We start from the raw sequence: 20,796 nt of genomic DNA, 5'->3' as shown, positions 1-20,796 counted from the left end.
TCTGCTTGAACGAAGTCGATACCTAGTCCAATCGCGGCCGCATCATACGATAGGGTTCTGTTCCTCAGACGGTAAACTCATCCGGCTTATCCCCGCTCCCAAAGTGGTGCAGGATCGCTTGCACGATGCGCTCAGACGCTTTGCCGTCGCCATAGGGGTTGACTGCAACCGACATGCTGCGGTGCGTCTCGGAGTTGGTGAGCAGTTCGCCCGCCATCTCATAAATCACCGCTTCTTCGGTACCTACCAGCTTCAAGGTGCCCGCTGCGATGCCTTCTGGACGCTCGGTGGTGTCGCGCAGGACGAGCACCGGAACGCCCAGCGACGGCGCTTCCTCTTGGATGCCGCCGGAGTCGGTCAAAATCAGGTAGGCACGGGACATGAAGTTGTGTCCGTCATACACGTCCATCGGGTCGGTCAGGTGAATCCGCTCATGACCACCCAAGATGGCACGCGCCGGTTCCTGCACCGCCGGATTGAGATGCACTGGGTAGACGACCACCAAATCCTCATGCTCTTCGACCAGACGGCGCACCGCGCGGAAGATGTTCTCCATCTTCTCCCCGAGGTTCTCACGGCGATGAGCTGTCATGAACACCAGGCGCTGATTTTGTTGCAACGAATCGAGAATCGGGTGGGAATAGGTGTCGCGCACAGTGGTCGCCATCGCGTCGATCGCGGTGTTGCCCGTGACGAAGATCTTCGCTTCCGGCTTGCTCTCCTGAAGCAGATTGTGCTTCGACTGTTCGGTCGGCGCAAAATGCAGGTCGGCCATCACCCCGGTCAATTGGCGGTTCATCTCTTCCGGAAACGGCGAGTATTTGTCGTTGGTGCGCAGTCCCGCCTCGACGTGACCGATCGCCACCTGCTGATAAAAGGCGGCCAGGGCACCAACAAAAGTTGTCGTCGTGTCGCCGTGGACGAGCACGATGTGCGGCTTCTCCTGCTGGATCACATCCTGCAAACCGGCCAGCGCCTTGGTCGTGACGCCGGTCAGCGTCTGACGCGGCTCCATGATATCGAGGTCATAGTCGGGCGTAATCTCAAACAGCTCTAGCACTTGGTCGAGCATTTGACGGTGTTGTGCCGTCACGCAAACGCGGGAATGAATCTGCTCGCCTGCCCGCTCCAGCGCTTTTACGAGCGGAGCCATCTTGACCGCTTCAGGACGAGTACCAAATACCGTCAGTACGCGAATGGGTTCCATCTTGTTCATCGCTCTCCTTTTCTCTTGCCAAACCTTACTTCGTGCCATACAGGCGATCGCCTGCGTCACCAAGACCCGGTGTGATATAGCCGTGGTCGTTGAGACACTCGTCTACAGCCGCCACGTAAATATCGACATCCGGATGTTCGCGTTGCACCAATTCAATGCCTTCCGGAGAGGCAATCAAGCACATCAGTTTGATGTTTTTCGCACCGCGCTGTTTCATGAACGTGATCGCCGCAGCGGCCGAACCGCCCGTCGCGAGCATCGGATCGACGGCGATCAGATCGCGCTCGGCCACATCGGATGGCAGTTTGCAGTAATACTCGACCGGTTGCATCGTTTCCGGGTCGCGGTACAGACCGATATGACCGACCTTGGCGCTCGGAATCAGGTTCAAGATGCCATCGACCATACCAAGCCCTGCACGCAGGATCGGCACGACGCCGAGCTTCTTCCCGGCCAGCACCTTGGTCTTCGTCTCTGCGACAGGCGTTTCGATCACCGCCTCGGTCAGCGGTAGATCGCGGGTCGCCTCATAAGCCATCAGCATGGCCACTTCTTCCACCAACTCGCGGAACTGTTTGGTGCCGGTGTGTTTATCGCGTATGTAGGTCAATTTATGTTGGATCAACGGATGATCAAAAACGTATACTTTGCTCATGACAGAATCTCCTTTTCTGGATGTCTTTTTCCATTATAGCAAAAAAAGCCCGCCGTCCATAACGGCAGGCTTTTTTTTCCTAGAGATAGGTCAAGCCTTCATACATCGGAAACTTGTCGCAGAGCGCTTTCACTTTGCCGATCGCTTCGTTGATTTTGGTTTGGTCGTCCTTGTGCTTCAAGGTCAGCGCGATGATCTCTGCGATCTCGACCATTTCCGCCTTCCCGAAGCCACGCGACGTGACGGCCGGGGTGCCGATGCGAACACCAGAGGTGACAAACGGTGACGCCGGGTCGAACGGAATCGTGTTCTTGTTGGTGGTGACGCCGATCTCGTCGAGCAGGTGCTCCGCTTCTTTCCCGGTCAGCCCGAGGTTGCGTACATCGATCAGGAGCAGGTGATTGTCCGTCCCGCCGGAGACGATGTTCAAGCCGCGCTCGATCAGAGCTTGGGCAAGCGCCGAAGCGTTGTCCACCACTTGTTGGATGTAGCCTTTAAACTCCGGACGCAGCGCTTCGCCAAACGCTACCGCTTTCGAAGCGATCACATGCATCAGCGGACCGCCTTGGATGCCTGGGAAGATCGCTTTGTCGATCGCTTTGGCATACTGCTCTTTGCACAGGATCAAGCCGCCGCGCGGACCGCGCAGCGTTTTGTGCGTCGTCGAGGTGACAAAGTCGGCATACGGAACGGGAGACGAATGGTGTCCGGTTGCGACCAGACCGGCGATGTGCGCCATGTCCACCATCAGATAAGCCCCAACTTCGTCTGCGATTTCGCGCAGCTTTTGGAAGTCGATCGAACGAGGGTAGGCGGAGGCGCCTGCCACGATCATCTTCGGCTTGTGTTCGACCGCCAGTTCGCGCACGGTGTCATAGTTGATCATGCTCGTCTCTTCTTCGACGCCGTAAGGAACGAAGTTGTAATACTGACCGGAGATGTTGACCGGGCTGCCGTGTGTCAGGTGACCGCCATGCGACAAGTTCATGCCAAGCACAGTGTCGCCCGGCTTCAGGAATGCAAAGTAGACAGCGGTGTTGGCCTGTGCGCCAGAGTGCGGCTGCACGTTGGCATGTTCAGCACCAAACAGTTCCTTCGCCCGATCGCGCGCCAAATTCTCCACGATGTCCACATGCTCGCAACCGCCGTAATAGCGCTTGCCCGGATAGCCTTCCGCATATTTATTGGTCAGCACGGTGCCCATCGTTTCCATGACTGCGCGGGATACGAAGTTCTCCGACGCGATCAACTCGATTTTGCTGCGTTGACGACCCAGCTCCAGCTCCAGCGCTTCTGCTACTTCACTGTCTACCAATCTCAAATGACTCATCCAAGGTCTCCCCTTTTCCAACTGAAACGTAGTATTTCCGAACAGTATAGCATATTTCTGATAAAAAGTTCGTGTTTTTAGGAGTTATTCGCGCTCACCGAGCACATACACGGCACGTGCGCCGCCGATCAGCTTGGGCCGGGTGCGCGCCATCGTCACATGCGCTTCACCGATCTCACGCAAAGTCCCTCGCACAGGCACCGCGACTTGGCGCAAGTGCATCCCGATCAACGTGTCCCCGATGTCGATGCCCGCATCCGCCCGAATCGTTTCGACCAACACCGGATGCTTCAACTTGCCAAATGCTGTGGATGCCACCGCACCGCCCGCTTTCGGAACGGGCACGACCGCCACTTCCTCCAACTGAAACTGCTTGAGCGTGTCCCTTTCGACGACCAGCGCGCGGTTGAGATGTTCACAGCATTGAAACGCGACCTGAAATCCGTATGTGTCCCGCGCCTCCAGCACCGCTTCGACGATCAGTTCTGCCGCGTCCAACGAGCCGCCCGAGCCAATTTTTTTGCCGACAACTTCGCTTGAGGAGGCCCCGATGACGAGGATCTGATCGCGATCAAGCCCAGCTGTAGCTTGGAGGTCGTGGATCGCTTGCAAGGTCTGTGCTTTGACAGCTACAAGTTCCGGACTTAGCATCCGCTGATCCCGTTTTCGCGGCCATAGCGCTGCTCGATGTTCCCGATTTTCTCGATGCGAGCCGCATGACGACCGCCGCTGAAATCGGTGCTCAGCCACAGTTCGACGATGTCATCAGCCAGTCCTGCGCCGATGACGCGCGCGCCCATCGCCATCACGTTGGTGTCGTTGTGTTCGCGAGTCGCTTTTGCCGAGAACGTGTCATGCAAAAGCGCACAGCGAATGCCTGGCACTTTGTTGGCGACGATCGACATGCCAAGCCCGGTGCCGCAGATCAGGATGCCGCGGTCATATTCACCGCGGGCGACCGCTTCTGCGACCTGAATCCCGTAGTCCGGGTAATCGACCGATTCTTCCGAGTAGGTGCCAAAATCATGGTAGGACAGCCCCATGCTCTCAAGCTTTTTCTTCACCGACTCCTTCAGCGTGAACCCGCCGTGGTCGGCTGCGATAGCCACTTTCATCGTATGACCTCCGTTGCGCTGGAATGTATGTGTTGCAAAGCCGCTGACATACGGTGCGTCGGTGCCATGCAGGGCGTGCCCCTATGCGCGGCAACGTTTAGTACAATCTGTTTTAGCATAGCAGAACCGTTTACTGATTTGCTAGCGTGATCCTCATCTTCGCTCCTGACCACCCTCTCGAAACGCTTGCTTTCATCAGATCGGCGATCGGCAGGGTACAGGGTATCAAAAATTTGACTTCCATCTTTTGCTTGATTTTGTTATCAATAGAGGAAGGGAATCTTGACCTCGCACCTCGATGCACCCATGTGCATCAATCAGTCTAGTATAGCCTATCGATTGCCTACATGTACGAGTCCTATCATTTTACTGGGAGCGGGTGCTTATATGAATACTGAAACACAGCAACAACCTGTTCGAAAGGACCAATGGCGCGCCTTTCTGCGTTTGATCACCAGGACCAATCCACCGAAGCTGTTGATCGCAGGCGTGTTGATCTTGAGTTTGATCAACACGGGCGCCTCCTTGATCGTGCCGTGGTTTACGAAAAATCTGGTCGATGTGGTGAGCGTGTCCGCGCTGAACAAGTCGGTGATTTTTCTGCTGATCTCCGCCTTCTTGTTACAAGGGGCGTCGGCCGCTTTCTCACATTATATGCTGTCCTTCGTCGGGCAAAAAGTGGTCGCCAACCTGCGCCGACGTTTGTGGCACAAACTGCTCGTACTGCCCATCCCCTATTTTGACAAGCATCGCTCCGGGGAAACGATCTCGCGGATGACGAGCGATACTGGGATCATCAAGGAGATTATCGTCACACACCTGATCTCCTTTTTCACAAGCATCATCTCGATCATCGGCTCGGTGGCGATCCTGCTGTTCCTCGACTGGCAGATGACGCTCGTCATGCTGTCAGCGATCCCGATCGCTTTCCTCGTCATCCGGCCGCTTGGGCGCAAGATGTACCTGATCTCCAAAGGGTTGCAAGATGAGATGGCCAGCTTCACCGCCCTGCTCACCCAAGTGTTGCAAGAAATTCGCCTCGTCAAATCGTTCAACGCCGAGCGGCGCGAAAAGGAAAATGGGGACCAAGGGATTCAACATCTGTTCCAATACGGATTGCGAGAAGCGAAAATCCACTCGATTCTTGCACCGCTGATGACCTTCTTGATGATGGCGATGCTCGTGGTGATCATCGGGTACGGCGGTGTGCGCGTGGCGACAGGCGCCTTGAGCGCAGGGGAATTGGTAGCATTTATTCTCTATCTCTTCCAGATCATCATGCCGTTTGGACAATTGGCCCAGTTTTTCACCTCGATTCAAAAAGCGATGGGCGCAACGGAGCGCTTGATGGGAATTCTGGAGCATGAAGAGGAAGATCACGCAGTGCAGACTTTGGTGGAGAACACCGCACAGCCGATCGGGGTGGAAAGCCTGTCCTTTGCCTACCAGACCGGCGATCAGGTGCTGAACAATGTGAATTTTTCGATCTTGCCTGGCAAGGTCACGGCGATTGTCGGCCCCAGCGGATCGGGCAAGACGACGCTGTTCTCGCTGCTTGAGCGCTTCTACCTTCCCAGCGGCGGCACGATCCGGCTTGGTGACACGCCTATCGACTCCTTCAACCTCCAATCCTGGCGGGAACAGCTCGGCTACGTGTCACAGGAAAGCCCGTTGATGGCGGGTACGATTCGTGAAAACATCTCCTACGGTGTGGAGCGGGAGATCACGCCCGAGGAATTGCGGCAGGCCGCCGAGATGGCCTATGCCCACCACTTTATCGAAGAGCTGCCAAACGGTTACGACACCGAGGTCGGCGAGCGCGGCATCATGCTTTCCGGCGGCCAGCGCCAACGGATCGCCATCGCCCGCGCCCTCTTGCGCAATCCGAACATCCTGATGCTCGACGAGGCCACCTCAGCTCTCGACAGCACGTCCGAAAAAGTGGTCCAAGACGCGCTGAACAACCTTATGCGCCACCGCACCACCCTCGTCATCGCGCACCGTCTATCCACTGTGGTCGATGCCGACCAGATCGTCGTCCTCGAAAAGGGCCGCGTCACCGGAGTCGGCACGCACGAAGAACTGCTCGAAAGCCATGAGCTCTACAGGGAGCTTGCAACCCATCAGTTCCAATTGGAAGAGACGACCTTGTAGCACGAAAACCCCTGCGCATGCGCGGGGGTTCTTTTCTTGATTGCGAAAATTAATCCACCATTCCGATACCTCGTAAGGTCGTACAGAGAAAATCAGGTGGGTCATGTCTAGCAAAACTTGCAAGTCGCTCAACCACATCTTGCAGTTTCAAATTCTTTTGATACACCTTTCGGATTTCTTGATAGATGCCATATCGAAGTAGTAATTTTCCGTCAATCCACTGGTGTACGCCACCCATGCTTTTACATGCGTGTTCAATTTCCTGATACCGTTCAGCCCAGGAAGAACGTATCTCCGCTTCTTGAGGAAGTTTATTAAATCGATCTACTAAACTCTGCAACACCTCCGTAGAACTCGTTTCGTCAGGATGAGCTCGAAAATATTGCCTTAATTCAGAATCATATAATCGTAAGCCATAATCATGCAACAAGCTATTTGCCGTTGCAAAGTGGCAGAAAGACTGACCCATTTTTAAAATTTGTTGCTCAATCATTTCTTTGGAGCTCCATTGCTCATGTTGATCGACCTTTAGATCGACAGCTAGTTTGTATAGGTATGCAGGATCAAGCAAATAGTTTTCTAATGCATACCTATCCAAGATGGTGACCCGCGGCTGTTCTATCGTCTGAAATTCAAAGTCCCGATCGACGATCCCAAAACTGTTTTCCGTCTGACTCACCATTTTTCGGACGTCCTTTTTACTGTTCGCTTGTTGTACATTGCCCAAGATCATCGGGAACATCAGATGCAAAGTTTTTTCATCGTCCGAACCTTCTACAAACAACGTCGGATACTCACTCATTCGCTGATACCTCAGACTCGTCTAGTAAGTTATCCAATGATATTACCTCACTAGACATCACCGATTTGGCAATTTCAGGTGACTGAGTTGTCAGGATTAACTGTGCATCATATTTCTCACACAGATCGGTCAATGTAGCGATAAAAATTCTTTGCCACACGGGGTGAAGATGAATTTCCGGTTCGTCGATCAAGATGAGACTGCCTACAGAAATGTATCGGTATATTTCACCAAGCAACAAAATCACTTGCTTCTCTCCCGAACTTAATGCTTCTAATCCATACGTTCGGTTCGTTCCACTTTCTATTACTTCAACCTTAAAACTCGTATTGACAGTTGTGATTCGCTTGCCCTCTAAAAAGCGATTGATCATCGCTTTGAACTCTTCAAATTTTGAAGAGCCTGGATATCCTAGTTTTTCTCTCTGCAAATCATGAAAATATAGCCAGACCAAAAAGCTTTCCAACGAGCCCTTCCATTCGTCCTGATCGCGATTGAAACGATAGCACCAGCGAAACTCCGGTTTTTCATTGACTAACTCGCCCGACCCTCCACTAAATTTAGCAAATCGGTCGGTAGGAAAATACAGCACGTTTCCGATCGGTGTACGGTCTTCAAGTCCAGCAGCAGCGATTTGGACTTTTTCAAGAAATTTTCGCCCACTCTCGGTGCGAGAAACTAAACAATCCGGCATTCGATCTTGGCCAACATAATCGCCTTTAGCAATGTTCACATCATCCTGAACTGCAGGTGCTGGACCCTTATCGAACGCTTGAAAAGCCTTCCCAGTACGCACAAGCAACTGATTTGTCCCATCAAGGACAGGATATTCAAAACAGGCTTCTGTAGCACCCGGACTAAAAAAATCGATGATCTCTTCATCCTGAATGCCATCCTGAATGCCTCTTACCCCTTTTTCCAAAAGGTACGCGATACCATAAATCACCTCAAGCAATGTCGTCTTACCTGAACCGTTCTTGCCGACTATTATCGTCCGATTTCGTACTTTATCTCCCATCTTATCGTAAAAGCTTATCGAAGTGTTATGCAGTCGTTTCACATCTTTGATTCTAATGCTTTTCAATTTCAAAAGAATCACCTCCAGAATCCGCTTCTTTCAAACTAGTATATCCTACCAGCTCCACTCACAGCCACCTAATAGAGCCACAGCAAATTGCTGTGGCTCCTTTCTGTCCTACCCTCTTAAATCCCTACAACTCCTCCTGCAGCCGGACAACCAGCTTTTCAAGCAGTCCGTCGATCTCCTCTGCACAAGCGTCATACACGCCTTGCGACCCGCCGTATGGGTCGGCAATATCGAAGCTGGGCAGTTGGCTCATCAACTCGCCCATCCGCTTGCTCTCCGCTTGCACAGTAGCTTCCAACCGCTCTTGCAGCTGCACGAGGTCCTGCTCGGCGCTGGCATCTCCGCTCTGATACCTTACTTGCAGAGCCTCGACCTCATCGGCATGTTCCGCCAAGAAAAGGCTTTGCTTGGTCTGTGCCGCCTCTTGCACGTCGGCCATCTCCTCGAAGATCGCCACGTTCTTCGGGTCGTCATCGACAAACTCCTTCAAGGTGAACGTCTTGTCCATCGCTTCAAAATGCTTCTCGATCAGCGTTCGCTTGTGCGACTGGCTCATCGTCAAAATCAGATCGGCCCAGTTCACCGTCTCGCGGTCTACGAACGACGCCATATGCCCGGCCCCGTCCATGCCTTTGCCATTCAACACATTCACAGCTCCTTGCGAAGCCGGCGAGCCCGCGACCGCCGCCACTCCTGCCGAACGCACTTCCACCTGCTCCCCGAGACCCACCTGCTCGAGACGGCTGCGCATCAGGGGTTCTGCCATCGCGCTTCGGCACGTGTTCCCGGTGCATACAAACAACAGTTTCATCCGAATCCTCCTTGTTCCGTTCGCATCTGTTTCCCTCTCAGTATAGCCGCGCACTGGCTAGCCATGCAAATGAAAATGCCCCACCACAAGCAACAGCGCCGCGCCGAGCAACGACCCTCCCGCCGTGATCAGCTTCGAAGAATGCCACGCTTCCGGCCACAAGTCCCGCGCCACCACATAGCCCATCGCCCCCGCCGCAAAGGCCATCGACATGCTGATCAGCTGCGGTGACACTTCGAACAACAGCATGCCAAGCAGCGTCCCAAGCGGTGTGAACAGCGCCGCCAGCGTGATGATCCCGATGATCTTCTTCCCCGGTATCCCCGCCATGCGCAGCGGTACCGCAATCGACATCCCCTCTGGCAGATTGTGCAGCCCGATCGCCAGCGCAAGCAACATCCCGAGCTCCGGATGCAAGACATCGCCAGCTCCGATCGCCAATCCCTCCGGAATGTCATGCAAAGCGGTGACCACCGCAATAAACCACCCTAGCCGCAGATAGTGAAACGACGCCCCAGTCCCCAACGGTGACCTGCGCAGCACGGCCGTCACGGCGCGGCGCATCACCATCATGAAGAGCCAGCCGGCCGTCACCCCATACAGCACCGCTGTCGTCCCACCGCCCGAAAAAGATGCCGGAATCAGATCGGCACACACCACCGCCAACATGATCCCCGCCGCCAACGCCAGAAAGAAAGCCAACCCGTGCCGCGTCAGCTTGCCGATGCGCAGCACTACCAGTCCGCCAAACGTCGTCGCCAGTCCCGACACCAGACTGATCAGCAAAATATGGGTCATCAGCGTCCCCCTCCCTTCGTCCGCTCACAGCAAGAACTTGATGCCAAACGCCACCAGGACAGCCCCGCCGATCGCCTCGCCATACTCGCCGAACAGATGGGACGCTTTACTGCCTAGCGACAGCCCCGTCGCCGCCATCAGCGCGCCACAGATGCCAAACAACAGCACGGCGATCAATACGTTTGCCCCGAGCGTTCCAAGCGAGAAGCCGACCGACAGCGAATCGATGCTCACCGACAGCGCAAACAACACCAGACCAAGTCCTGTCGTCCGCGAATCACCACGCATCGCGCCGCTCTCTTCCTGTCCTTTCATCGAATTCCACACCATATGTACGCCAAGTCCGATCAGAAGCAGTGCGCCGATCCATTGGGTCACCTCACCGACCGCTTTGGCCAGATACAAGCCTGCCACCATGCCGAGCAGCGGCATCAAGACATGGAAGAGGCCGATCACAAGCGAAATCCGTGCGATCTCCCGTCGAGTCAACCGCAACATGCCCATCCCAAGCCCGAGCGAGAATGCATCCATGCCAAGCGCAAGCGCCATGATCAAAAGGGTCGCCACCTCACCCCACTGAAAACTGGTCATCAAAACGACAGTTCCTCCCCCCGGTTGTCCCTTCCGTTCATGTGTATGCGCCTTGTCCTACGAACTGAACCGCTTGTGGACATGGCAAAGCCCTGGCTCAGCAACCCAAGCCAGGGCTATTAACACTTGAAACGAACTACCAGAACAGCCCGCCGCCAAACGGTCGAACTCCGAATGGACGCGCGATGCCGGCGCCAAAACCGCCTCCGAGACCTGCACCGAACCCGACCCTCGGTCCAAATCCGATCCCTGGCCCAAATCCAATCCCCGGTCCAAATCCACCGCCAAAACCTGCGCCGACTCCAACCCCAACTCCAACACCCACTCCGACACCAGCACCGACACCGACACCACCTAGCCCGCCGTACGGATAGAACCCGCCGCCAAAGAACACATGCTCCACATCCAAGCCCTTGCTGTTCTTTTTGGGAAGCGCCCGCAACGTCACACCTTTCGCGTCCGCTTTCTCGACGATGCCGACATGTGCACCTTTTTCCGTATAAAGAGTTACCGTTTTACCGATCAACTTTTCAAACTGTCGCTGCATACTTTCACCTCCGACTCTGTTGAGTGAACCTCTACCGATGCCATATCCTATGCCCTACAGGCAGTTCCCGTGTGGACAAATCCCCTCGTCTAATACCCCAAAATAAAAAAAGACCCGAGCTTTATCGACAAGCTCCGGTCTTTTGAAGATAGTGCTCGTATCCCAACCACTACGCCCCACGTACCTTGGCCTCACCGTTCAACACGCGAAACGAATCGCGGTTCCAGCGGCGAACACCGACCACACGGTCGGCCCCCAATGCTCGGTAGGCGCGCATAAAACTGAGATTTTGCGCGACGACAACAACTTTGCCAACGCCAGCCTTTTTCAGCGCTTGCACGATCAACGCGCTTTCCAGCCACGCGCCTTCGAAAACGACCGCCGTATCAAACTCGCGAATCCGCGCATCGCTGACCACATCCTGCTTATGCGGACCGACTTTGATCACAGGCGCATCAATCTTCTGAACGCGCAGAAAGTGGGCCGTTTGCGCACAAAAATCCAAAAACGCGCAATCCAGTCCCATGCTGTGTAACGATTGAATGAACGGAACGGCCGATTCATCCATAGTGACGATCAGACAACGGTTCACACTTCTCACCCTCTTCTCGCATCGGCTTACGAAGTTAGCTGTCGGGTTCGGGTGGCAAGAGAGATCATGTTCACCCTTTCTGCATTAAGCAGATTTCACCCCGTATTGATTGGGTCCTCCGCTTCCGGATCGAGCCGGAATTCAGCCTTAGATCTATTTCAGTTGTCTCTTCCTATTATACACGATCCACTGGAGAAAGATGAAACGGAGAGGAGCCCTTTTTTCAGGTCCCTCTCCGCCGTATTGCGTTCTTATGCGTAAATAACTCGATGGCTCGCCGCTTTACGCAATCGATTCATCACAGCAAGCCCCACCCCAGTCTCCGGAAATACTTCCGAATAGATCAGATCGGCACCTGCGTGATCGAACTGCCGAATCGCATCATAGAGGCCGGACGCCACTGTGGATAGATCGTCGCGCCGTCCACAAGCGATCACCACATCGGCTGTGAATAACTCGGCCCGCTCCGCCGTGGTCAGTACCCCTACGCGGTACCCCGCCTGTCTCGCCTTGGCCACCCGCTCTGCGATCTCCGCTTGATCTCGCGGCCCTTCGACCAGCCACATCTCGCCTTTGGGCGCATAGTGCGTGTACTTCACGCCTGGCGACTTCGGCGTGCCGACCCCACTTTGCAGCACAGGATCGACCAACACTTCCCCGAGCAACTCGACCAGCATCTCGCGCGTCACACCGCCGGGGCGCAAGATCATCGGCACCTCTCCGGAAAAATCGAGCACGGTCGATTCGACGCCAACGCCTGCCGCACCGCCATCCACGATGCCTGCGATGCGTCCGTTCAAATCTTCGAGCACATGATCGGCCAGCGTCGGGCTTGGACGGCCCGAGCGGTTCGCGCTCGGCGCCGCTAAGGGCGCACCTGCCGCATCGATCAACTGCAGCGCCGTCACATGGTCGGGCATGCGAATGCCCACCGTATCAAGCCCAGCCGTCACATTGCGCGGCACGCTGTCCACACAAGGCAGCACCAACGTGAGCGGCCCTGGCCAAAACCGATCCATGCACAACTTCGCTCCGAGCGGCACAGTTCGGGCCAACTTCTCCACATCGCTCTTGTGTGCAATGTGGACAATCAGTGGATTGTCGGCCGGTCTGCCTTTCGCCGCAAAAATTTTATCCACAGCAGCAGCGTCCCATGCATTCGCACCTAGCCCATACACGGTCTCCGTCGGAAAACCGACCACCTCTCCCTGCCGCAATAGCTCTGCTGCCACCGCGATGTCCTGTTCGGTTGTACCTAAGCGTTTCGTCTCCATCTGCACCCGTCCCTGTTCGTTTTCGTGTGTCCTTAGTATAGCAAAAGAACAGGAAAAAACATGAATCATTTTGTCGAAAAAAATAGGAACGTATATTCCTATTTATTCACACTATCCACATGGTGTTGTGGATAACTTGTGGATGTATAGTTTTTTACCAAACAGACGACGTCCTGCTGACTGTACGCCAGGAAGTGTGGGCTCTGGGCTACAGCATGTGGCACCCGTTCTCTCTCGATTGTGGAAAACCCGATGTGGATAAACAGGGGGACAGTTGTGGATTGTGTGAGTAAGTAGAGCTGTTCGATCTCCATCGTCTCCACATAGGCCACAAACAGCCGCAACAGCTCCGCACCGAGCTGCGCCGTGCCCGGCCCGTTCTTGATGACGAGCGAGCGCATCAGGCCATACTTCCCGGCCACGATTTCCAGCCCAATCGTGCCGATCGCCGTCTTGTGCCCTCCCTCCTCTTCCTGTTCGATCAGCAAAAAACGATCCACAGCTTGATCCACACCCTGTGCATGCAGCCCTGCCTCCAGCAACAAGCGTTGAATACTCGTTCGATCGGCTTGGCTTGCCTTCCGAATCACGATGCTCATCTCGTCCCCACGCCCTCTCTCGCATTTTGCTCTATCTCTATGCGCCACGACGTGCAGATATGCTAGATTGGGCACAAATAAACCCGCACCTAAGCGTCATAATCGCGTCAGGTACGGGCTTGTTCGATTCACACGATGCACCGAGGGGATGCGGTGTGAGATATTTTGTGAACTTAAGCGAAAAATCCGCCGATGCTGTCGGTGAAACCGTCCCACCAAGCGGACAGTTTGTCAAAGAAAGCGGAGCGCACTTCCACTTCCTGCTCCTCGCCCGCCGCGTCTTTTAGCGCTACCGTCGTGATCGCCGCAGTTTCCATGTCTTTCGCCTGAACCGCATCGCCGTTGCTCAGATCAACAAAGCACAGCGGCGGGAACAGCACGCACCACCAGTTTTGACCTTGTGCTTCCCCGATCTGAATGCGCAGCGCCTCATACTCGCCTGCCGGATACACTTCGGAGCCGTACATCTTGGTCGGAAACGGCACGCGGCCAAAGTCGGTCACCGCTTGGTACGAGTAGCCTTGTGCCTCGATCACGCGCTGGGCGATCTCATTCATCTGCGGCACGGCGAGACGAATCGCTTCATGCGCCGCTTCTGCCGTCTGCAAACCTGCTACTTCTTGTGCGATCGCCGCGATGATCTGGTCGCGGATGTCGCGCTTCAACTGCTGATCCTCCGGCTTGTCGCTGTTCGCAATGATGCGCAGGCGGATCGCGTCGCCCGGAATGGACTGCCCTTGCTGAAGCTGTACACCTTGTTGTTGCTCTTCTGGAACCAGCACCGCTTCTGTCGCGACCGCCTGCCCGTTCATCGGCGCCATCAGCATCCCCGTCCCGAGCATCGCCGCCAGCAGCAGGGCGACGACCACGCGCTTGTTCACTTTCTGCACCGCTTCACGAATCTTTGCCACCCAGTTCATCATCTCTCGCATCCCCCTCGTACTCTCTTATGCTACGAGTATGGACAGAAGTTTGCGAGTCTAAACCTAGCAAATGCGAATCTAGCAAAAAAATAAGAGATTAGCGTTTTCGCCGTCCACTCTTCACGATGCCAAAGGCGATGGCGTAACAGACGACCGCGCCGCCCCAGCCGATCAGCGGCGCATGCTCCACAACGCCGCGTCCAAACGTGATGAACAGCCCACATAAAACTCCTAGAAAGATGAACAGCAACATCCACTTTTTATAGCTCGGCATCGTTCCTTCACTCTCCCCGTTTGCCCCAGATCACGCGCCCAATGCCCTGCCAGTCCGGCACGATGCCCGTCTCACCCACAGGGAGCACCGCACGAATCATCTGCTCGACAGCCTGATCCTGATTGATTCCCACTTCATAGGCCACCAAAGCTGGCCCTTGCTCGGGCCACAACGCAGGCAGGGCCGAGCAGATCACGCGATAGGGATACAATCCGTCTTCTCCACCGTCCAGCGCCAAGCGAGGCTCATGGTCGCGCACTTCCACATCGAGCGTCTCACAGTCGGCCGTCGGGATGTACGGCGGATTGGAAACCACGATGTCAGGCCGCAGCCCCCGTTCAATCAGCGGTGTGACCAGATCCCCTTGCAAAAATTCGACCCGATCGGCCACGCCCAAATTTTCTGCGTTGCGCCGCGCCATCGCCAGCGCATCCGGCGAAATATCGACGGTGACGACCTGAGCGGCTGGCCATTCCAACGCCAAGGTCAGGGCGATCGCCCCGCTTCCCGTCCCGATGTCCACGATCAACGGCGCATCGATCGACCCTTTTTCCTGCAAGATGCGCTCGATCAACAGCTCCGTCTCTGGCCTCGGGATCAACACATCCCCCGAGACGAAAAAGGGTCGCCCATAAAACTCTTGCACCCCCGTCAAATGCTGAAGGGGCACTTGCTCGCCCCGCTTTTGCACGACCGAGGCAAATGCCTCCCGCGCCTCAACTGGAAAAGCGTCCTGAAGGCGGACGAGCATCTTCGTGCGGTCGATCCCCAAAACATGCTGCAACAGCACTTCCGCATTGAACTGCGGGGAGCGAACGCCCTTTTCTTCAAAGAAACGGGAAGCCCACAACAGGGCTTCCCGAATCGTTTCATGCGTCCCGTGAGACATTATTCTTCCTCATTTTGCGCTTTCAGCGCATCGGTGCGTTCGACGGTGATCAGCGTGTTGATGATCTCGTCGAGGTCGCCTGCGAGGATGTAGTCCAATTTGTGCAGCGTAAGCCCGATGCGGTGGTCGGTCACGCGCGATTGCGGGAAGTTGTAGGTGCGGATGCGCTCGGAGCGGTCGCCAGTGCCGACTGCCGATTTACGAGCGGACGCTGCCGCTTCCTGCTGTTTTTTCAGCTCGATTTCAAACAGGCGCGCACGCAGAACTTTCATCGCGCGATCCTTGTTCTTGATCTGCGATTTCTCGTCCTGACAAGAGACGGACACTCCGGTCGGAACGTGGGTGATCCGCACGGCCGACTGCGTGGTGTTAACCGACTGGCCGCCCGGACCGGACGAGCAGAACGTATCGATGCGCAGGTCTTTGTCGTGGATTTCCACTTCTACATCTTCCGCTTCTGGCAACACGGCGACCGTCGCGGTCGAAGTATGAATCCGGCCACCCGAATCGGTCGAAGGAACCCGTTGCACGCGATGTGCGCCCGATTCGAATTTCAGCTTGGAATAGGCACCTTTGCCGATGATCTGGAACACGACTTCGCGGAAGCCGCCAAGCTCGGTGTAGCTCGATTCGACCGTCTCCGTCTTCCAGCCTTGACGCTCTGCATAGGAGGTGTACATCTTGAACAGGTCGCCTGCAAACAGCGCCGCTTCGTCGCCACCTGCCGCACCGCGGATCTCGACGATAACGTTTTTCTCATCGAGCGGGTCTTTCGGAAGCAAGAGAATGGTCAGACGGTCTTTGAGATCAGCTTCGCGATCGACCAGTTCGTCGATCTCCATCTTGACCAGTTCGCGCATCTCGTCATCCAACTTCTCAGCGAGCATGCCTTTAGCATCGGTCAAGCCTTGCACAACTTCTTTGTACTCCCGGAACACGTTCACCGTATCTTCAAGGTCGGACTGCTCTTTGCCGTACTCGCGCAGCTTCTTCGGGTCGCTGGCGATGTCCGGATCACACAGCAGGTCACTCAACTTGTTATAGCGGTCTTCAAGCGATTGTAAGCGATCGATCATCCTTATCACCTCTACTGGAGTCTGACCCACAGGTCACGCATGGCACCGCAGCGATCGCCACTTCGATCCTGCCGTGCATGAGGAGCGCGGGTCGTATATTTGTACAACAACATCCCTGGCACGAACCGCCAAGGCACACATTTATTCGTCGTGCCGCCTGCGAAAAGAATCAGTTCAAAGGACAGCCCGGCGACCTGCAGAAGCAAGAGCAGACAACGACAGATCTGCTCCCTCTGTCCAAGCCCGGCACCGGAAAGATGTAACAGCACGATCGAGATCCACATCACGAAAAGCGAAACCGTCATACAGTGCGACCGTTTCGTGAACGGTCGGCAGGCCCAGCAAGCTGGATCTCTTGGGAAGAGGGGAGCGCGATCCCCTTCCACATGTATCGTATGATCGGAATGGCAAACGGCGATTGCCACATTTCGAGCAACGCCTGTCCCCCGATAAACTTGCAGCAATAAGGAGTGGTCTCCCTGCAACTTGGGTATCGTATAACATTCTAAGTATAATAGAGAACCTTACTTCCGTCAAAATGGGAACTCATCATAATACAGTCAAATTGTGCAAATGGTAAGGGGAAGAATTCCCTTTTGAAGGAGGGAACCACCACGTACCAGCTACTTCGCAAACTGTTGAAGAAATCGCACATCAGCGCACAGCATAAGAAAACGGAGCCCAAGACTTGCGGCTCCGCTTCAGCAGCGGGAAGAGCTATCTGTTTTCGGCTGGCATCATGCTCGGACCGACTGCCGGAACATTGCGCGTCAGGTCCATGAACTCGTCGTTGTACAGCGACAAAGAATGTCCGGCGCGCATCTCATCGGCGAGACGCTGAATGCGGCGGGTCTGGGCGCGGTCGGTCGTGATGTGCACCCGTTCAAACACAGGGGCTTGCACCAACAGACGCTGGCGAACGATGTTGACCAGATCCGCCCTGTCGGCTGGACGCACCGTGCGCTCCAAATTCAAGCCGAGCACGACCGTCCGTCCGACGACGACCGCACGGGAATTGGCCACCCCGTCAACGGAGGATGCCAAGTTCTGAACGCGGTCGGCCGTCGATGTCGGGTAGATGCCCTGCGTCGTGTTGGTGGTGCCAGGATAGGTAAACGATCTCAGATCGACCGACGGGTTGTTCACATCGTTGCGACCGGAGAGATGCTCTTTGTCACCATCGCCGTCCACGTCGATGTTCTTATTGTCAAAACGGGGCATCGTCACCCGCTCCGACCCTGGAGCGATCTGCACGGTGTTCGTGCCGTAGCGCTGCTCATTGCGAGCAAAATCGTTGGTCGCAGAACATCCGGTGATCGAAAGCGCCGTCAGCGCGGCTGTGAGACCTGTGATCCATTTCATGCTTGTCTGCATCAAGGTCACCTCCTCCTCGGTGTTGTGCTTATCTTGCCCGCGAGGCGGAACCCTGACACTGGAAAGCAAAAGCAAGCGGCCCTTCCGATGGAAGCGCCGCTTGCTTTTACGTATTTGAAATGGCATGAAGCTGTATAGATGTGCCCTTGGGCACCTCATGGCAATGACGGCAACGCGCTTCATACGATTCGCACGCCCCGACCAAAATGACCGGATCGTCATAGCCTGCAGGCTTGCCGTCGATCAAGCGTTGATTGCGAGTCGCAGGATCGGCGCAGACCGAGCAGATCGCCTGCAACTTCGTCACATACTCGGCTGTAGCCAACAACAGCGGGGTCGGGCCGAACGGCTGACCGCGAAAATCGGTATCGAGCCCGGCCACGATCACGCGCACACCGCGCTCTGCCATCTCCTGACAAAATGCCACCACATCATCTGCCAAAAATTGCACCTCGTCGATCGCGATGACGGTGGTCTCCGCGTTCAGATGGGAACGAATCTCCGCCACATCGGCGATCGCGATCGCCTCATGCGTATCGCCGCTGTGTGAGGCGACCGCCGTCAGATGATAGCGGTCATCAATCTTCGGCTTGAACACTTGTACCTGCTGGCGGGCGATCTTCGCCCGTTTGACACGCCTGATCAACTCTTCGCTTTTGCCGGAAAACATGCTGCCACAAATCACTTCAATCCAACCCGGCTGCTTCGTAAAATACAAACCTAGATCTCTCCCTAACCAGATGATTCGTACATGATCGTTCCTGTACAGGTTCGACGAAAAGAGCTTTGTTCCTGTTCCTAGTCTTCCGATTTCGGACAATAAAAAAACAGGGCAGAGCGCCCTGTTTTTTCTATACTGTTTCGATCGCGGCTTACAGGTTGTATTTCTTCTTGAACTTGTCTACGCGACCGCCGGCATCCACAAACTTTTGCTTACCAGTATAGAACGGGTGGCACTGCGAGCAAACGTCTACTTTGAGGTTTTCCTTAGTGGAACCCATTTCGAACTTGTTGCCGCAAGCGCAGGAAGCAGTAGTAACATAGTACTTCGGATGGAGATTTGCTTTCATTCTTGTCACCTCTTTCCTGGCCATAGATTTTGCCATGGCCCTTTGTTCATACACACTGCAAGATAGTATAGCACGAAATCTTCATACCTCGCAAGAATTTAGGGCATCAGAAAAAATTCCCTACTAATTGTGTAGATATTGTTAGAACGCTTTACAAACTTCAAATTAGAGTGTACTTTAAATACAAGGAATCACCTAGTAATTTCGCGCTTAACTATAGTGCCTGATAAATCATAACTCAAATAAATGATTCAGGAGGGTTAAAGTTGATCTCTTTAGGACAGAAAATACGGGAATTGCGGGTACAGAAGGGCTTGACCCAACAGGAGTTGGGGGCCGGGATTGTCACCATATCGATGATTTCGCAGATCGAATCGGACAAAGCATATCCATCACACAAGGTATTGGAGCAGGTTGCGGAGCGCTTAGAGACGCCGATCGAATATTTTATTGCTGACATGCAGACCCAGATGGAGCAGACGAGCACCTATAAACTGGCCAAAGCCTATTTGGCGGCCAACAATTTTGAACAAGCGATCCCGTTGTTTCGCGAGTTGATCGGCAACCCAGCTCCACATCTGCCCGTGCATGAAGTGCAGTTCGACCTTGCGGAAGCGTTCATGGTCTGCGGCGACATCGAAAAAGCGGTCGAGATGTTTGAACAGGTACTCGATACGGTGATCCGTAAAAATGATGATCATACGGCCTTGCTCTGCTTAAACAAACTGGGCGAAGCGCGGTTTGGACAAGAAAATTTCCCTCTGGCGCTCTACCATTGGCGCAAAGCATATGAAACGTTCTCCCGCCTCAAAGAGATCGATCCCTACACACGCGCCCGCATCGTGACCAATCTGGCGCACGCCCACTATCGTTTAGGTGAATATGAAGATGGCATTCGCTTTTACAGAGAAGCGTATAACTTGTTGCGCGGTTCGACCAACCTTCGCCAATTGGCCGATGTCTATCTCGGACTGGGTGTCTCGTATAAGAAATTGCGCGACTTTAGCCGCGCCATCGATTATTGCCATGATGCCCTGACCATTTACGAAAGCTTGCAAAATATTAAACAAGCGATCGACGTAAAAGCTAACTTTGCACTTGTTGAAGCTGAACAAGGACGTATCGAAAAAGCAATTGATCTTTTACATGAATGTTTAGCAGAATATCGCAAACTTGAAATTCCGAGCGACGATGCGAAAATTCACGGTGAGATCGCCAAGCTTTATGTCAAAGCTGGCAAGTTGCAACAGGCGGAGGCGTTCTGCCAAGAATCGCTGTTCTTGCTTCCAGACAACGCCCAAAACCTCGCGGCGATCTACCACGCACTGGCCGTCGTCAAGCGCGAGCAAAGCGATCTCGCCGCGGCAGTTGACTGGTTTGAACGGACGATTGCCACGCTGACCGAACAGGAACAACTGCGCGAATTACGCCTTGTTTATCAAGAGCTTGCCGACCTGTACGAAGCGCAAAACGACTATGTGAAAGCGACCGATACGCTGCGTCGGATGCATGTCATCCTCGATGAGACACTGCGGAAGATCGGCATTATGGGATAACTTTCAATCTCCACCTTTTCTAGGACTTGTCCGAGCGGACAAGTCCTTTATTTGTGTAGAAGG

General features: G+C 54.7%; 24 protein-coding genes and 1 riboswitch. Of the genes, 2 read left to right on the top strand and 22 right to left on the bottom strand.

The window, feature by feature from the left end; all coding sequences use genetic code 11:
• Positions 1 to 64: 64 nt before the first annotated feature.
• The 5 genes from wecB to rpiB form a co-directional block, all read right to left on the bottom strand.
• Positions 65 to 1,207 carry a non-hydrolyzing UDP-N-acetylglucosamine 2-epimerase gene (wecB, locus tag CIG75_RS01895; protein ID WP_094238300.1) on the bottom strand — a complete coding sequence of 381 codons (1,143 nt, stop codon included), beginning with the start codon at positions 1,205 to 1,207 and terminating at the stop codon, positions 65 to 67.
• A 34-nt stretch (positions 1,208 to 1,241) separates the two neighbouring features.
• On the bottom strand, positions 1,242 to 1,871 hold the full coding sequence (upp, locus tag CIG75_RS01890; protein ID WP_094235106.1) for a uracil phosphoribosyltransferase: 630 nt from the start codon (positions 1,869 to 1,871) through the stop codon (positions 1,242 to 1,244).
• Positions 1,872 to 1,950: 79 nt separating this feature from the next.
• Entirely contained in the window at positions 1,951 to 3,201 is a 1,251-nt protein-coding gene (locus tag CIG75_RS01885) for a serine hydroxymethyltransferase (protein WP_094235105.1), read from the bottom strand.
• Between the two features lie 84 nt (positions 3,202 to 3,285).
• Entirely contained in the window at positions 3,286 to 3,852 is a 567-nt protein-coding gene (locus CIG75_RS01880; RefSeq protein WP_094235104.1) for a TIGR01440 family protein, read from the bottom strand.
• Positions 3,846 to 4,316: a ribose 5-phosphate isomerase B gene (gene rpiB, locus CIG75_RS01875; RefSeq protein WP_094235103.1), complete on the bottom strand. Its 471-nt coding sequence runs from the start codon at positions 4,314 to 4,316 to the stop codon at positions 3,846 to 3,848. Before rpiB ends, CIG75_RS01880 begins: the two co-directional genes overlap by 7 nt.
• A gap of 387 nt (positions 4,317 to 4,703) precedes the next feature.
• On the opposite strand from rpiB, the gene CIG75_RS01870 reads away from it, so the two are divergent.
• Positions 4,704 to 6,470: an ABC transporter ATP-binding protein gene (locus tag CIG75_RS01870; RefSeq protein ID WP_094235102.1), complete on the top strand. Its 1,767-nt coding sequence runs from the start codon at positions 4,704 to 4,706 to the stop codon at positions 6,468 to 6,470.
• A gap of 49 nt (positions 6,471 to 6,519) precedes the next feature.
• Here the strand turns inward: CIG75_RS01870 and CIG75_RS01865 are convergent, their stop codons facing one another.
• The 17 genes from CIG75_RS01865 to rpmE form a co-directional block, all read right to left on the bottom strand.
• Entirely contained in the window at positions 6,520 to 7,272 is a 753-nt protein-coding gene (locus tag CIG75_RS01865) for a DUF4435 domain-containing protein (RefSeq protein WP_094235101.1), read from the bottom strand.
• Positions 7,265 to 8,362, bottom strand: coding sequence for an AAA family ATPase (locus CIG75_RS01860; RefSeq protein WP_157729331.1), 1,098 nt, complete (start codon positions 8,360 to 8,362; stop codon positions 7,265 to 7,267). The genes CIG75_RS01865 and CIG75_RS01860 overlap by 8 nt, the downstream gene beginning before the upstream one ends.
• Before the next feature lie 121 nt (positions 8,363 to 8,483).
• Positions 8,484 to 9,170 carry a low molecular weight protein arginine phosphatase gene (locus tag CIG75_RS01855; protein ID WP_094235099.1) on the bottom strand — a complete coding sequence of 229 codons (687 nt, stop codon included), beginning with the start codon at positions 9,168 to 9,170 and terminating at the stop codon, positions 8,484 to 8,486.
• 57 nt (positions 9,171 to 9,227) lie between these two features.
• Entirely contained in the window at positions 9,228 to 9,968 is a 741-nt protein-coding gene (locus CIG75_RS01850; RefSeq protein WP_094235098.1) for a ZIP family metal transporter, read from the bottom strand.
• Positions 9,969 to 9,992: 24 nt separating this feature from the next.
• Positions 9,993 to 10,559 carry a manganese efflux pump MntP gene (locus CIG75_RS01845; protein WP_094235097.1) on the bottom strand — a complete coding sequence of 189 codons (567 nt, stop codon included), beginning with the start codon at positions 10,557 to 10,559 and terminating at the stop codon, positions 9,993 to 9,995.
• A 136-nt stretch (positions 10,560 to 10,695) separates the two neighbouring features.
• Positions 10,696 to 11,106, bottom strand: coding sequence for a hypothetical protein (locus CIG75_RS20975; RefSeq protein WP_193791327.1), 411 nt, complete (start codon positions 11,104 to 11,106; stop codon positions 10,696 to 10,698).
• A 169-nt stretch (positions 11,107 to 11,275) separates the two neighbouring features.
• A complete protein-coding gene (locus CIG75_RS01835; protein WP_094235096.1) occupies positions 11,276 to 11,698 on the bottom strand; it encodes an NAD-binding protein in 423 nt (140 codons plus the stop codon).
• An 8-nt stretch (positions 11,699 to 11,706) separates the two neighbouring features.
• A riboswitch (cyclic di-AMP (ydaO/yuaA leader) is annotated at positions 11,707 to 11,855 on the bottom strand.
• A 94-nt stretch (positions 11,856 to 11,949) separates the two neighbouring features.
• On the bottom strand, positions 11,950 to 12,972 hold the full coding sequence (locus CIG75_RS01830; protein WP_094235095.1) for an L-threonylcarbamoyladenylate synthase: 1,023 nt from the start codon (positions 12,970 to 12,972) through the stop codon (positions 11,950 to 11,952).
• Positions 12,973 to 13,070: 98 nt separating this feature from the next.
• Positions 13,071 to 13,571, bottom strand: a complete 501-nt coding sequence (locus tag CIG75_RS01825) for a GNAT family N-acetyltransferase (protein ID WP_094235094.1) — start codon at positions 13,569 to 13,571, stop codon at positions 13,071 to 13,073.
• Positions 13,572 to 13,744: 173 nt separating this feature from the next.
• Positions 13,745 to 14,494, bottom strand: coding sequence for a stage II sporulation protein R (gene spoIIR / locus CIG75_RS01820; protein ID WP_157729330.1), 750 nt, complete (start codon positions 14,492 to 14,494; stop codon positions 13,745 to 13,747).
• A gap of 97 nt (positions 14,495 to 14,591) precedes the next feature.
• Positions 14,592 to 14,768 carry a hypothetical protein gene (locus CIG75_RS20540; protein WP_157729329.1) on the bottom strand — a complete coding sequence of 59 codons (177 nt, stop codon included), beginning with the start codon at positions 14,766 to 14,768 and terminating at the stop codon, positions 14,592 to 14,594.
• A 7-nt stretch (positions 14,769 to 14,775) separates the two neighbouring features.
• The gene (gene prmC, locus CIG75_RS01815; RefSeq protein WP_094235092.1) at positions 14,776 to 15,657 is read right to left on the bottom strand and encodes a peptide chain release factor N(5)-glutamine methyltransferase; all 882 of its coding nucleotides are present in this window, start codon (positions 15,655 to 15,657) and stop codon (positions 14,776 to 14,778) included.
• Complete coding sequence (gene prfA / locus CIG75_RS01810; RefSeq protein WP_094235091.1) at positions 15,657 to 16,733, bottom strand: peptide chain release factor 1; 1,077 nt, start codon at positions 16,731 to 16,733, stop codon at positions 15,657 to 15,659. The genes prmC and prfA overlap by 1 nt, the downstream gene beginning before the upstream one ends.
• Positions 16,734 to 16,744: 11 nt before the next feature.
• Entirely contained in the window at positions 16,745 to 17,038 is a 294-nt protein-coding gene (locus tag CIG75_RS01805; RefSeq protein ID WP_094235090.1) for a DUF1385 domain-containing protein, read from the bottom strand.
• A 412-nt stretch (positions 17,039 to 17,450) separates the two neighbouring features.
• Positions 17,451 to 18,107 (bottom strand): YhcN/YlaJ family sporulation lipoprotein, encoded by a 657-nt coding sequence (locus tag CIG75_RS01800; protein WP_157729328.1) that lies wholly within the window; start codon positions 18,105 to 18,107, stop codon positions 17,451 to 17,453.
• Between the two features lie 106 nt (positions 18,108 to 18,213).
• The gene (locus CIG75_RS01795; protein ID WP_094235088.1) at positions 18,214 to 18,825 is read right to left on the bottom strand and encodes a thymidine kinase; all 612 of its coding nucleotides are present in this window, start codon (positions 18,823 to 18,825) and stop codon (positions 18,214 to 18,216) included.
• Between the two features lie 154 nt (positions 18,826 to 18,979).
• On the bottom strand, positions 18,980 to 19,177 hold the full coding sequence (gene rpmE, locus CIG75_RS01790) for a 50S ribosomal protein L31 (RefSeq protein WP_094235087.1): 198 nt from the start codon (positions 19,175 to 19,177) through the stop codon (positions 18,980 to 18,982).
• 266 nt (positions 19,178 to 19,443) lie between these two features.
• On the opposite strand from rpmE, the gene CIG75_RS01785 reads away from it, so the two are divergent.
• Complete coding sequence (locus CIG75_RS01785) at positions 19,444 to 20,733, top strand: helix-turn-helix domain-containing protein (RefSeq protein WP_094235086.1); 1,290 nt, start codon at positions 19,444 to 19,446, stop codon at positions 20,731 to 20,733.
• Positions 20,734 to 20,796 lie beyond the last annotated feature (63 nt).

The organism is Tumebacillus algifaecis (assembly GCF_002243515.1).
GTDB classification, from domain to species: domain Bacteria; phylum Bacillota; class Bacilli; order Tumebacillales; family Tumebacillaceae; genus Tumebacillus_A; species Tumebacillus_A algifaecis.
This window is presented reverse-complemented; position numbering and strand designations above follow the sequence as displayed.